Here is a 13,027-nt window from a genome sequence, read left to right as displayed (position 1 = left end):
TTTTAAAAAAGATGATTGAAAAGTTATTTGCGTAAAATTTTTGGATAATTACCATCGTTCGATAGTCGATAACCGATTTCAAATAGTATTTTAATTTCTTCGATAGCGCCCGAAAGATCCCATTTACTGCTGTATTCGTCGCTAACTTTGTGATAATGTTCTTTGGTCCATTGTCGTGATAGCTCGGGGATGTTGGTTTCTCCATTTTCGGCTATGACGCCCTGCTTCAGATAGAGAGATGGAATTCCCGCTTTAACGAAGTTGTAATGGTCGGAACGATAAAATCCCCCCGTTTCAGGAGTAGGGTCAGGCACGATCGTTTTTCCGAATTCTTTACCAACGCTTTTAATATAACTATCGAGCTCCGAATTACCCAAACCGAGGACTGCAATGTCTTTCGTTTTACCGAAAATATTGCCGCCGTCAAAATTGAATGCGGCAATTGTTTTGCTTAGCGGTATTACTGGATTATTGACATAATATTCGGAACCCAGCAAGCCCTGTTCTTCGCCTGCGAGGGAGAGAAAAGCAATTGAACGTTTATGATTTACTTTTGAAAATGCTTCCGCAATCTCGAGTATTGAAGCCACGCCGAGTGCATTGTCTCTGGCACCGTTATAAATATTATCGCCTTTTAAGTTAGGGTCGTATCCGAGGTGATCCCAGTGAGCCATATAAATTAAATATTCGTCTGCTTTTTCACTGCCAGGCAAGATTCCGATAAGATTTCGAGTTTCTATGCGATTTATCTTATTCTTGATTTTGAGCGATGTTTTTAGTCCTAAACTTCTGGAACGAAATCCCGGTTTTGCCGCATTTTCAATTTCTTTTTGCAAGTCTAAACCTGCTAATTCAAAAATTTCTTTTGCTTTATCAAAAGTGATCCAGCCTTCGAATTTTGACCTCGAAGAATTTTTACTGTCGTCTTCAATAAAAAATTGCGGACCAACTCTGCCGTTTCGTACAACCTCCCACGGATAACTTGCAGCTTCGGTTTCGTGAATGATGAATATTCCTGCCGCTCCCTGCCTTGCGGCTTCTTCGTATTTATAAGTCCACCTACCATAATAAGTCATCGCTTTCCCGGTAAATAAGGATGTGTCTCCAGTTTTAAATCCCGGGTCGTTGACCAGAACGATAATAATTTTATCCTTTACGTCGATACCTTCAAAATCGTTCCAGCCGTACTCGGGCGCATTAATACCATAACCCGCAAAGACAACTTCTGTAAGAGGAATTTCAATACTCTTCTGAATGTGTCGCGTAATGGCTACAAATTCATCGGCGTATTTCAGACTAACTTTTTTGTCGCCTTTTACAAATTCGATCACGGGACTTACTTCAGGAGTAAGTTCGACCAGTTCAAATTTCTGTTCATAATTGTCAGAGGGAGCTTTCAAGCCGAGTTTTTTGTATTCCTTTTTGAGATACTCAATTGTTTTTTCTTCGCCTTCATGACCGGGTGCTCTTCCCAAAAACTTGTCGGAAGAAAGTATTTTAACCCTGTCGATTAATGAAAACTCGTCAATTTGGTTTAATGCTTCGTTGACGGTTTGTGACTTAATTGATATGAAGGTAGCTATGAATAGCGCAGCTGTAATAATTTTTTTCATTGTATTTTTATACTTTGTTTGTAATTCGACACAATATACAATTTGAGTAAGTAGTATTCAACGACTAAATTTTATGACGTATGATTTCGATAATAAAATAAAAAAAGGAATCATGAAATCTTTAGTCTATTTAACGGCGGTTGTGTTAATTATTGGATTAAGTTCATGTGCTACGTTTATTAATTCAACGACACAGGAAATTGAAATCAAAACCACACCTGAGAATGCAAGCATAACCATTGATGGTAAAAAGTTCGGATTAACTCCCCAGATTGTAAATATTGAAAGAGGTAAGAATCACGTTTTGAAAATAGAACTCGACGGATATGATACTTACGAGACACAACTTACCAGGAAAATTTCTTTCTGGTTCTGGGGCAATGTATTGAATGGATTTATTCCTGGCATGACGATCGATATGCTGACTGGCTCGATGTATAAAATTTTTCCAGAAAATATATCGGTAGAATTACAAAAAGCAAAAGAAGACGAAAATGCCAGGAAACGCAGATAACATTTTATCTTTTTAAATGCTCCTCAAGTAAAATTTTTGTTCTCGATTTAAAAATGGTATGATAGATCAAATCGAGGTAAGCATCGATATCCTCATGATCGAGATCGATAGCATATTTCCCGAACCCGTAAAGTTTTTTGACCGTCATTTTTTAATAATCTTATTTTTGTATTTGTCGTAGAGTGTATCTTCGGCAGGAATTGCGCCTTCAATTTCGCAAATATCTGCGGCAAATTCGTTTGCTATTTTGTTGATTTCGCTTGTGTCGATTCCTTGCAAATATCCGAGGCAAAGGATAGCTGAAAAAGCGTCGCCCGCACCGACAGTATCAATTACTTTTCGGGGAGAATTTTTATAGTAATTGAAATCTTTTCCGTCATACAGCAGAGCACCTTCGGCACCTTTTGTAATAGATACCAAATCGATATTGTACTTATGGCTCAAACGTTCGATAACTTCTTTTTCATCTCCTCGATAATCGAACATATTTATTACTTTGAATAATTCCTCTTCGTTTAATTTGATTACATTGCTTACTTTCAAAACTTGCTCGACGAGCGGCTTAGAAAAAAAATCGTGACGCAGATTTAAGTCGCAAAAGAATTTTAAATTGTCAATTTTATATATTTCTTCGAGACTACTGCGTGTAACAGAGCTCCGCTGTGCAAGTGTGCCGAAATACAATAGGTCAGTTTCAGTTTCGAGTAATTTTTTCGATTTCTCGGTAAGCTTAAGGAAATCATAACTGCATTCGGGCGAAATTGTAAATCGAGGAATGCCATGCTCGTCAATTTTGACGTTAACTGTGCCAGTAACATGTTCTTCATCAATATAAATGTATTCCGTGTTAAATCCGATGGAATGAAGAAAACTAATGATTTCCCTGCCGTTATCGTCGTTGCCCACGCTCGAAATTAGATTTCCGTTTCCTGAAAGCTTCCAAACGTGATATATGAAATTAAACGGTGCTCCGCCGAGCCTCTTTTTATCGGGATAAAGATCGTACAATATTTCTCCGAAAGCAGTAATTGCAGGTGTTTTCATAAGGCATTCACTCTCAAAATTTTTATAAAGATAAAAAAATATTTTTTATATACAAATTTAAGAGAGCTTTGTTTGACCATTAATTAGGATATTTTGTAAGTTATCAGTCAAAAAAGGTAATTTATGGGCAAGAAAAAAAAGGGGGCGGAAAACGTTGTACAGGTTTCTAAATACTTTAATCCCTGGCATCATGTTGAATACGGAAATGAAGCCCCGGCTATTGTAAATGCAATTATCGAAATTCCTCAGGGTTCAAAGGCAAAATACGAACTCGATAAAAAAAGCGGACTTTTGAAGCTCGATCGAGTTCTTTTTTCGGCGGTTTACTATCCTGCGAATTATGGATTTTTGCCGCAGACTCTAAGCGACGATGGTGACCCGCTCGATATTTTAGTCCTTTCTTCAATCGACGTCGATCCGATGTGCATAATCGAATCGAAAGTTATCGGCATGATGCGAATGGTAGACGAGGATGAGATTGACGACAAAATTATTGCGGTTGCAAATAATGATATTGCATTCAATCATATTACGGATATGAAACACCTCCCACCTCATACAACAATACAACTGAAGAGATTTTTTGAAGACTACAAAAAATTGGAGCATAAACACGTAGTGGTCGAGAAATTCTACGGGAAGTCGGAAGCTTATAAAATTATCAAGCAGTCGATAAAAAAATATCAAGAAGTGTTCGGGTCATAATCTTCTGTATCTGGAAAAGAAGTAAAAGGGGAGTCCGCTCAGCACGAGAATCAGACCGAGCATAGCATTTTCGGTATCTGAAATTAAAGTTGTAATAAGGTAGTATGATGCAAAGAAGATAAAGATTACAGGTGTATACGGATATCCCCATACTTTATAGGGTCTAACGGCGTCGGGAATTTTTTTCCGCATTACAAATATACCGTAAGCTCCAAGTAGATAAAAAAGCCAGGAGGCAAACATAACGTAATCTGTTATAGTATCAAAAGTGCCCGATAAGACGAGTATGCACGACCAGATTCCTTGTACCACGAGCGATATGTAAGGAGTGCCGAATCGTGGATGAACCTTGCCGAGCGAATCGAAGAACAGTTTTGACTTCGACATGGCAAAAGGAACACGTGCTGTGGCAAGAATACTACCGTTCAACGCCCCGAAAGTTGATATAATAACAATTAATGAAATTAAATTACCGCCAAAATTCCCGAATACTTTTTCGGCGGCAGTAGCAGCAACGAGGGGTGAATTTGCCATCTCCGATACGGGCAAGACGTAGAGGTAAGCTATATTAATGAATACATAGACAGATATCACAATCAACACTCCGAATAACAATCCAAGGGGAACATTCCTGTTAGCGTTTTTTACTTCGCCTGAAACAAATGTAATGTTGTTCCAGGCATCGTAAGCCCAGAAAGCTCCGGCAAACGACAATCCGATCGAATCGAATAAATTTCGTGCATCTGTTTCCGGCAGCCGAAAACCTGTATAAACATTCGACATACTTCCATTCCCAACTAAAATTAAAAGGAGCGAAAAGATTACGATTATTCCGATCTTGATGTATGTTATCACTGTCTGTAATGAACCGCCGGTGATAACTCCGATATAATTAATTGCTGTCAAAAAAATAATAGCAATAATTGCGACAGACTTTGTGCCGAAATCATAAAATGGATAGATTTTTCCTGCCAGCGGTATTGTGAAATTGAACTGCTGCAATGCAAGTGGCAGTTCGAAATAGTGGACAAAATAACCGACGTATTCGGCAAATACATAAGCAATGGCAGCCTGGCTACCGGTTTGAATGACAGAAAGTATTGACCAGCCGTATATGTAAGAAGTAAAGTCGCCGTACATCTTTTTGAAATAGATATACTGGCCTCCCGTCTCGTCGAACATGCCTGCCAGTTCGGCGTTTATATAAGCGCCTATCAGAGTTACTAATCCCGCAGCTATCCAGACCAAGATCAGGAGTTCAGGTGAGCCGAGTTGCTGAGCCATTGTGGAAGGTTTACGGAAAATTCCCGAACCGATCATCGAGCCAGCAACAATCATCACTGCTGCTGTTAAGGAGAGTCCTCGTACCAACTCGGTTCGGGGTTGTTTCATTTTATCCTTTAGCTTCAATTTTGATTACACTAAAAAAAATAAAATAGGAGTTCAAATCCAAAAGGAAAAAATTTTCGATTAATTTATTAGATTTATTCCTGTAATTTTCTAAATCAGACGTTAGACTCGAAATATTTTGTAAAGCAGCTAATATGGAGACATAAAGTGGAAACATATCTGATATTTATAATCATCCTTTTTATAATGGCTATCTCCGATTTGGTTGTTGGTGTAGCAAACGACGCAGTAAACTTTCTTAATTCTGCAATTGGTTCGAAAGTTGCGCCTCGACATATTATTTTAATCGTATCGGCTCTGGGTATTCTCGTCGGCACATTATTTTCAAGCGGTATGATGGAAATAGCACGGAATGCGATCTTCAATCCAGAAATGTTTTACTTCAGGGATGTTATGGCTATCTTCGTCGCAGTTATGTTTACCGACATTCTCTTGCTCGATTTATACAATACTTTCGGAATACCTACTTCAACTACTGTATCTCTTATATCGGGTTTATTGGGCGGGAGCATGGCTGTCGCCAGCATTAAAATTTTGCAAGCCGGACAAAATATAAATGAAATTGGAAAATACATTAATACGGCGCGTGTTTCGGGAATCTTTTCGGCAATTTTTTTGTCGGTGATTATTTCATTTGTTTTCGGATCGTTAATACAATTTATATCGCGTTTAATCTTCACATTTGATTATAAAGAAAGGCTCAAAAAATACGGAGCCATGTGGGGAGCTCTGGCTTTGACAGCAATTACATATTTTATTTTTATTAAAGGAGCCAGAGGTACAGCATTTCTTTCAGAAGAAGATGTCGATTGGATTTTATCCCATACAAAAACAGTATTGCTGGCAAGCGTAATATTCTGGACGGTGATTTTTGAATTCCTGCTGTTGTTTACAAAGATTAATATTCTTAAGCCGATAGTATTAATTGGCACATTCTCGCTGGCATTGGCATTCGCTGCAAACGACCTGGTGAATTTTATTGGCGTTCCACTGGCGGGCTTGAATTCGTATCAAATAGCTTCAATGCACACAAATCCTTTAAACATGACAATGGAAGCTTTGAAAGAGCCAATCAAAGCCAATACAATTATTCTTATCCTGGCGGGTTTTGTAATGATCGGGACCCTCTGGATAAATAAAAAAGCTCGTTCAGTTACGAGAACTGAAATCAATCTCGGCAGACAATTTGAAGGCTACGAAAAATTTGAATCTTCTGCGCTGGCAAGAAACATTGTGCGAGCAGGACTTAATCTTAGTTACGTATTAAAAAGAATCATTCCAAAAAAATATCTCAAAAAACTAAACAAACGATTTGACGTTAACAAAGCAGAGTATATGCAACTTAAAAAGAAAGATCGTCCAGCTTTCGATTACATACGCGCAACTGTAAATATGATGGTTGCCAGCAGTCTCATCTCTATTGCTACTTCGTATAAACTTCCCCTTTCGACCACTTATGTAACATTTATGGTCGCAATGGCTACGTCTTTTGCCGATAAAGCCTGGGGAAGAGATAGCGCAGTTTATCGTGTTAATGGTGTACTAACTGTTATTGCGGGCTGGATATTTACCGCCTTTATAGCCACGATGATAAGTGCAACTTTTGCAACTTTGATTTATTTCGGCGGAGTTGTTGCCCTCCTCATTTTATTTGCATTGGTCGCCTTTTTGATAGTTCGCACAAATCTGCTTCATCGCAATAAAGAAAAGAAAGTTAGTAGAGTTGAAGAATCGTTTCTGGAAGAAGAGAAAGCTTTGTTGTCGAATTCCTTCAAAGAAAGTCTCGATAACTATCTGAAAAATGTTGAAAAGATTTATGACAATATCTATACTGGTCTATCGGCAGAAAAAAGGAAAAAACTCAAAAAATCCCTGAAACTAACGAAAGAACTGGAAGAAGAAAGTGCAGTTTTGATTAATAAACTTTTATACGGTGCACAATTTGTAGATGGTTACGAAGAAAATGTAGAGTTTGGTAAAACCGTGACTGCTATTGGCGACATCGCTCAAAATTTAAGAGATATTGCAAGGGAAGCATTTGAGCATATCGACAATAATCACTCAAGACTAATTAAAGAGCAGATCGACGATTTAAAGGAATTGAAAGATTCTCTGGATTTAGTGGCAAAATCTTTCGAATTGGATAAGAAAAAAAATTTTAATGAAAGATACGAAAAGACGAAAGCTTTAATTTCTGAGCTCGACAAAAATCAAATAAAGTATATCAAGCAGGGAAAATTGAGCGTAAGGACAAATCTTTTGTTCCTTAATATACTTTTTAAGACGGAAGATTTGCTCGACAATTTGAAAACAATCAATGAATTTCTGAAAAACGGCGAGAAAAAATAAATTCGAAATTATTGTTGTAAGAAGAGGATTTAATAACATATAAGACACGACACGGCATCCTCAAATTGCTCGGTCGTAGTCGATAACTTGTTTGAATATTTAGGAAAAATATTGTAATTAGTAATAGCAAATAAAATTGACATCGGGCACATGGAAGAAAATAATCAGAAAGTTAAAAACGTTGCATTTTATTTCTTGATTGGAATACTGACCATCAGTGTAGTCTATATTATCGGGTATTTATTATACGATATATTGTTGGCATAAAATACCTCTTTTTCTGAAGACCGAAAATTAATTTCGATATATAAATAGAGAAAGAGGTGGGTATGAGGAAATCAATCGGATTCGTGTTGATTTTCCTTATTCCGCTGGGGACAAATTTCTATTCTCAGGACCTTTCCCTCTGTCAATTTATAGGGAAGAGCAGCAGCGAAGTGATTAAAAAATTTGGCAAACCAAAATTTCACGACAAAAGCAATCCCGCCATGGAGTGTATTTTCTACCAGGACAATAAAGCTCGCATGGCTTTTATTTCCGATCGAGAGGGAATATTTCAAATACAGGTCGATTTTATGTATAACAACAAATCTCAGGCCGAAAAAGCTCTTGGCGAGTTCCTGAATGAATGTGCTTCAAAAAGTATGGAGATTGATACATTGAGCGCTGTGGACTATAAAATTTTGGGCAAAGGGATACGAATGGAACTCAGTATATTTGACAATACCTATACAAAAAAATACGAAGTTAAATTTAAAGCCGAAAAAACAGCCTGGGATTAAAGAATTATTTTAATACCGGTAGCTTTTTCAATCATATCGCAGCTGACTTCCCAAAATTTTGTTCGTAAACCTTCGTCATGACAGATTGACGAGGGATTTACAGGTCTTTTGTCGATGAAATAAGCGCCCGATATATTAGCGACGTTATCGGAGACTGCGAGATATACCGATGTTTCAGCTCCTTTTTCGAGTGAATCTCCTTTAATGCTAAAACCGGCTCGAAGTAATTTAGTGTCGATTACACCAGGATGTAATGCGTTTACTGTAATTTGTTTGTTCGTTAAACGCCTGTCGAGCTCAATTGTAAAAAGAATATTTGCAAGTTTCGACAGAGCGTATGCGCCATATGGGTCATAATAAATTTCTGCGTTTAGATTACCCCATTGGATCTTTCCGTTTTGATGTGCAATTGAACTGACATTTATAATCCTTCCAGGTTCAACTATGTTGTTCAAAAGCAGGTAAGTCAATAACATGTGCGACAGATGATTAACTGCAAATGTTAGTTCGTAACCGTCCTCGGTCAATATTTTTCGTTGAGAATAGGTGCCCGCATTATTAATAAGAATATCGATGCTTCCAAACTTGCGTTTAACATTTTCGCTTAATTTTACTACCTGCTGAAGAGAAGATAAATCTGCAGTAATGCCCTCGATCTCTATTCCTTTATATCTATTTCTCAATTCGTCTATAGTTCGGTCAATTCGCTCCTGTTTTCGGCCATGAATTATAATGTCAAAACCTCTTTTTGCCAGTTCCACTGCTGTTTGTTTTCCGATTCCATCGGTCGAACCTGTAATTAAAACTGTTTTTTTGCTCATAATCTATCTTACTTATTTGTATAAACAAATATAATAAGTTTTAAGGATAATATATCTTTATAATGATATTAATTTTTTTTAATGCACGTAATTGTTAATTGAGGATAATTTCTTATTTTTAATAAGACAATAATATTCTTTTCTCTATCATAACATGAAAAATATACTTGAAGATTTACAGGTTAAAAAAGATATTGAGTCGATGACGCTGGAATCGCTGAAAAAGGCCAAACAAAAGTTTGTGGAAGTATTTGGCGACACCAGAAATGCATCGGCAATAACCGCTCCAGTTGCATTGATGCTCCTTGGCGACCACACGCATTATAACGACGGCATTTTGTTATCGGTACAGTTAAATGCTTATACTACTGTTATTTTAAGAAAAAGAAAAGACTACGAGATAAAAATTTACAATGCAATTAATGGGACTTTGAGTGAATTTAATTTTTTTGAAATACCCCAGGAAACAGACGTTTACACTAAATACGTTTTGGGTATAACGCGATTGTTGAAAGCCGACAACCTGATTAACAGGGGTTTCGAAGCATTATTTTTTAATGATGCTCCTGATTGCATCGGACTCGGTAAAATTTCTTCAATACAAATTGGATTCCTTTGTGCACTGCGCAAGGCATTTCGCCTTAATTGTGATGGCTTATTGAGTTATGTTCACAAAAACGAACTCGAATTACTGGGCAAAATTTCGAATGTAGCACAACACCTTACGATTCATCACTCGAAAAAAAATAAGTTCTTTTTTGTCGATTTGAGAACTTTGCAGGAAAAACAGTACAACTACAATTCTGAATATGAACTTGTTATACTCGATACAGGGAATAAGATTATCGACTCGTTGTCAATTTGCAACGAAAGAATTGAAGAATGTGAAATTGGGGTAAAAGGATTACGACTCTATATTTGGGGTATAAAAAATTTACGGGACGTCAGTCTTGAATTTTTATTGAGACACATTCACATGCTACCCCGCAGAATATTTAACAGGATTCTCTACAATGTCAAAGAAAGAATAAGAGTAGAAGAAGCAATCGATGCATTGAAAAAGAGAGATTATAGAGCCTTAGGCAATATTATATCGCAGTCTCACTGGAGTTTATCTGAAGACTACGGGCTCAGCGACGAATCGTGTGATTTTATTGTGCGTAATTCCGAAAATATCGATTGTGTTTACGGATCTAAAATGATCAGTTGCTCTCAATACAGAAGCACTTTTCAACTTGTAAGAAAAGAATGCGCTGAAGATTACATCGATCATATAAAAAAATTATATCAAGAAAAATTCAAAAAAGAGTTATATGCATACCGCTTTCAACCTGCCGAAGGCATGAGGGAATATACCTCAAAAGATTTAGATAATATCTGAATGTGATATGCACCAGTAACGAAATTTCAATAACAAATTCAACTTGATTTTAATAAACCTTAGTTATACATTTTCCCGTGAATTTTATGGAGAGTAAATGGATTATAACTTTTTTGAAGGGTTCAACTCCGAGTATAGCGACGAAGAATTGAAGGAAAAGATTGATAGTTGCAAAGACATCATTAAAGAAGGTCGTATCCTTACGAATATCGATTTTATCGAAGATACAATTCAATTGTGCATCGATTACGACCTGGTGGAAGACGGGTTGTATTTAACCGATGCGCTTTTGCAGCTGACGCCTTATAATTATGAAATCTGGCACTTTAAAGGCATTTTTTTGAACAATATGTTCAGATTTGAGGAAGCTTACAAATGCTTTCTCAAAGCGCTTTCACTAAATCCTAATGACGTAGACACGCATATTAATATCGCAATTGCAGAAGATAATCTCGGAATGTTCGAAGAGGCAGTAAGTTCACTGGAAAAAGCTCTTGCCATCGAACCTCATAACGAGGAAATACTCTATAATCTCGGTACAATTTACGAAAAGAAAGAAAAGTATAATGAGGCCATCTTATATTTCAAAATGGCTGTCGAAAAAGCGCCCGACTATCTGGAAGCCTGGTACGAACTTGGTTACTGCTACGAATCGATGGGAGAGCTTAAAGAAGCACTATCAGCATACGAAATCTATCTTAACGGCGACCCAGAAAATTATGCCGGATGGTACAATAAAGGGATTGTTCATCTCCGTCTGGAAGAATTCGAAAAAGCAATAAATGCTTTCGAGCTTTCAATTGCTCTTAAAGATGATTTCTCGAGTTCATGGTTCAATTGTGGCTATGCTTACTATAAAACCGGAAAATATAAGCAAGCTATGACTGCTTACAAAAAAGCTCTAAAAATCGATCCAGACGACGAAACAATTTATTACAACCTCGGGCAAACTTATGAAGAAATGGGGTCTCTAGCCAATGCAATTAAATGTTATACCGAAGCAATCAATCTCGATCCAGATTATTACGAAGCGTATCTTGCTAGAGGAAATTGCTATGATGCTGTGGGTAAGTTTCAACTGGCTTTGAGAGATTTCAATAAAGCAATTACTATTGCCTCCGAGCCTGTAGATGCATGGTACGCAAAAGCAGACCTCGAATATTCACTCGGCAAATTGAATGAATCGATCCAGAGTTACAGAAGTGCCGTCGAAATCGATCCGAATAATTTTAACGGCTGGCTGAAGCTTGCAGAAGCTTATTTTGAAGTTGGCAACTGGCTCGAATCGCTCAAAGCTTATAAAGAATGCATTCGTATTGACTGCAATTATGCACGTGCATATTATTCGATTGCCAAAATAAATTTTCTGCTCAGTCATACGCAGGAAGGGATCGATTATCTCAAAAAAGCATTTGAGCTCGACCCGAATATTAAAACGGAATTTACTAACGATTATCCCGAAATAAAATCTTCCAAGTTGTTCAATAAACTGATAGATGACAACAAATAGTTTCTTCCGACATGCAAACTCAAAACAAGTTCAATCATAATACAAAGATCATCGGAATTATCGGACATCCGATTAAGCATTCATTTTCTCCATTGATGCATAATCTTGCATTCGAATTGACCGGGCTCAACTATATATATCTACCTTTTGATGTCCCGCCAACGATGCTGAAGGATTCGCTAAAAGGAATGATTGCTCTGGGCATCAAAGGTTTTAACGTCACCATACCTCTCAAAGAAAAAGTTATTCCGTTGCTTAAAGATATTTCTGAAGAGGCAAATATAATTGGTGCCGTCAATACTATTGTAAACGACGAAGGAATTCTTAGAGGTTACAATACAGATGTTCTGGGTGTCATTGAATCTTTGAATCCCTATAAAGAGGAATTGCAGAATTCGATAGTAACTGTCATTGGAGCTGGCGGGGCAGCCCGTAGTGTCATCTATGCTTTGATAAGACATTTCAAAGTAGAACGAATAAATATCGTTAACCGAACGGAGCAAATAGCCGAATCGTTGAAAGAATATTTTTCGACCAAGATGCTTTTCAGCAATATCAAGGCTTATCCCCTTGTACCGCCGGATTTGGTCGATACGTTCAATTCTTCAAAATTGATTGTCAATACCACATCAATGGGTATGTTCCCTGATATCGACGATGCCGCAACCACGATTCCAGAATCGTTTAACGACGAACAAATTGTTTTTGATGTGGTCTATACGCCGATTAAAACAAAGTTACTGAAACTGGCAGAATCCAGAGGTGCGCGTATTATTACAGGCTTGATGATGTTTGTGGAACAGGGTGCAAAGTCATTTGAGTTATGGACAGGCGAAGAGATGCCCAAAGATAAAATATACAAAGCTATCGAATCGTATTTAATAAATAATTAAAATAA

12 protein-coding genes are annotated in these 13,027 nt (G+C 37.3%); 7 read left to right on the top strand and 5 right to left on the bottom strand.

Going from position 1 to position 13,027, the window contains the following annotated elements; genetic code table 11:
* Positions 1-23: 23 nt before the first annotated feature.
* A complete protein-coding gene (locus ACUN8G_RS09045; RefSeq protein ID WP_437346748.1) occupies positions 24-1,613 on the bottom strand; it encodes a M28 family metallopeptidase in 1,590 nt (529 codons plus the stop codon).
* 112 nt (positions 1,614-1,725) lie between these two features.
* On the opposite strand from ACUN8G_RS09045, the gene ACUN8G_RS09040 reads away from it, so the two are divergent.
* The gene (locus ACUN8G_RS09040; protein ID WP_437346747.1) at positions 1,726-2,127 is read left to right on the top strand and encodes a PEGA domain-containing protein; all 402 of its coding nucleotides are present in this window, start codon (positions 1,726-1,728) and stop codon (positions 2,125-2,127) included.
* Between the two features lie 4 nt (positions 2,128-2,131).
* On the opposite strand, the gene ACUN8G_RS09035 is transcribed toward ACUN8G_RS09040, so the two are convergent.
* Together ACUN8G_RS09035 and ACUN8G_RS09030 are read right to left on the bottom strand one after the other, a co-directional pair.
* Positions 2,132-2,275 carry a hypothetical protein gene (locus ACUN8G_RS09035; RefSeq protein WP_437346746.1) on the bottom strand — a complete coding sequence of 48 codons (144 nt, stop codon included), beginning with the start codon at positions 2,273-2,275 and terminating at the stop codon, positions 2,132-2,134.
* Positions 2,272-3,171 carry a carbohydrate kinase family protein gene (locus ACUN8G_RS09030; protein WP_437346745.1) on the bottom strand — a complete coding sequence of 300 codons (900 nt, stop codon included), beginning with the start codon at positions 3,169-3,171 and terminating at the stop codon, positions 2,272-2,274. Before ACUN8G_RS09030 ends, ACUN8G_RS09035 begins: the two co-directional genes overlap by 4 nt.
* Positions 3,172-3,294: 123 nt before the next feature.
* Between ACUN8G_RS09030 and ACUN8G_RS09025 the strand changes: the two genes are divergently transcribed.
* Entirely contained in the window at positions 3,295-3,876 is a 582-nt protein-coding gene (locus tag ACUN8G_RS09025) for an inorganic diphosphatase (RefSeq protein WP_437346744.1), read from the top strand.
* Here ACUN8G_RS09025 and ACUN8G_RS09020 read toward each other — a convergent pair.
* Positions 3,871-5,268 carry an APC family permease gene (locus tag ACUN8G_RS09020; RefSeq protein ID WP_437346743.1) on the bottom strand — a complete coding sequence of 466 codons (1,398 nt, stop codon included), beginning with the start codon at positions 5,266-5,268 and terminating at the stop codon, positions 3,871-3,873. The genes ACUN8G_RS09025 and ACUN8G_RS09020 overlap by 6 nt on opposite strands.
* 165 nt (positions 5,269-5,433) lie before the next feature.
* Between ACUN8G_RS09020 and ACUN8G_RS09015 the strand changes: the two genes are divergently transcribed.
* Together ACUN8G_RS09015 and ACUN8G_RS09010 are read left to right on the top strand one after the other, a co-directional pair.
* A complete protein-coding gene (locus ACUN8G_RS09015; protein ID WP_437346742.1) occupies positions 5,434-7,635 on the top strand; it encodes an inorganic phosphate transporter in 2,202 nt (733 codons plus the stop codon).
* Between the two features lie 329 nt (positions 7,636-7,964).
* Positions 7,965-8,417 (top strand): hypothetical protein, encoded by a 453-nt coding sequence (locus ACUN8G_RS09010; protein ID WP_437346741.1) that lies wholly within the window; start codon positions 7,965-7,967, stop codon positions 8,415-8,417.
* Here ACUN8G_RS09010 and ACUN8G_RS09005 read toward each other — a convergent pair.
* Positions 8,414-9,238, bottom strand: coding sequence for an SDR family oxidoreductase (locus tag ACUN8G_RS09005; RefSeq protein WP_437346740.1), 825 nt, complete (start codon positions 9,236-9,238; stop codon positions 8,414-8,416). The genes ACUN8G_RS09010 and ACUN8G_RS09005 overlap by 4 nt on opposite strands.
* Before the next feature lie 154 nt (positions 9,239-9,392).
* Between ACUN8G_RS09005 and ACUN8G_RS09000 the strand changes: the two genes are divergently transcribed.
* The 3 genes from ACUN8G_RS09000 (at position 9,393) to ACUN8G_RS08990 (ending at position 13,022) form a co-directional block, all read left to right on the top strand.
* Complete coding sequence (locus ACUN8G_RS09000) at positions 9,393-10,619, top strand: galactokinase (RefSeq protein WP_437346739.1); 1,227 nt, start codon at positions 9,393-9,395, stop codon at positions 10,617-10,619.
* A gap of 97 nt (positions 10,620-10,716) precedes the next feature.
* Entirely contained in the window at positions 10,717-12,129 is a 1,413-nt protein-coding gene (locus ACUN8G_RS08995; protein WP_437346738.1) for a tetratricopeptide repeat protein, read from the top strand.
* An 11-nt stretch (positions 12,130-12,140) separates the two neighbouring features.
* Positions 12,141-13,022, top strand: coding sequence for a shikimate dehydrogenase (locus ACUN8G_RS08990; RefSeq protein ID WP_437346737.1), 882 nt, complete (start codon positions 12,141-12,143; stop codon positions 13,020-13,022).
* Positions 13,023-13,027: the final 5 nt, after the last annotated feature.

The sequence above is a fragment of the Melioribacter sulfuriphilus genome, from assembly GCF_052656625.1.
Note: the sequence above shows the minus strand (reverse complement) of the source record. Positions and strands in the feature narration are given on the sequence as shown.

What these genes read in the sequence shown, in the direction of transcription:
- ACUN8G_RS09045 (WP_437346748.1), bottom strand. Translation starts at nt 1,613, where the DNA reads ATGAAAAAAATTATTACAGCTGCGCTATTCATAGCTACCTTCATATCA.
- ACUN8G_RS09040 (WP_437346747.1), top strand. Translation starts at nt 1,726, where the DNA reads ATGAAATCTTTAGTCTATTTAACGGCGGTTGTGTTAATTATTGGATTA.
- ACUN8G_RS09035 (WP_437346746.1), bottom strand. Translation starts at nt 2,275, where the DNA reads ATGACGGTCAAAAAACTTTACGGGTTCGGGAAATATGCTATCGATCTC.
- ACUN8G_RS09030 (WP_437346745.1), bottom strand. Translation starts at nt 3,171, where the DNA reads ATGAAAACACCTGCAATTACTGCTTTCGGAGAAATATTGTACGATCTT.
- ACUN8G_RS09025 (WP_437346744.1), top strand. Translation starts at nt 3,295, where the DNA reads ATGGGCAAGAAAAAAAAGGGGGCGGAAAACGTTGTACAGGTTTCTAAA.
- ACUN8G_RS09020 (WP_437346743.1), bottom strand. Translation starts at nt 5,268, where the DNA reads ATGAAACAACCCCGAACCGAGTTGGTACGAGGACTCTCCTTAACAGCA.
- ACUN8G_RS09010 (WP_437346741.1), top strand. Translation starts at nt 7,965, where the DNA reads ATGAGGAAATCAATCGGATTCGTGTTGATTTTCCTTATTCCGCTGGGG.
- ACUN8G_RS09005 (WP_437346740.1), bottom strand. Translation starts at nt 9,238, where the DNA reads ATGAGCAAAAAAACAGTTTTAATTACAGGTTCGACCGATGGAATCGGA.
- ACUN8G_RS09000 (WP_437346739.1), top strand. Translation starts at nt 9,393, where the DNA reads ATGAAAAATATACTTGAAGATTTACAGGTTAAAAAAGATATTGAGTCG.
- ACUN8G_RS08995 (WP_437346738.1), top strand. Translation starts at nt 10,717, where the DNA reads ATGGATTATAACTTTTTTGAAGGGTTCAACTCCGAGTATAGCGACGAA.
- ACUN8G_RS08990 (WP_437346737.1), top strand. Translation starts at nt 12,141, where the DNA reads ATGCAAACTCAAAACAAGTTCAATCATAATACAAAGATCATCGGAATT.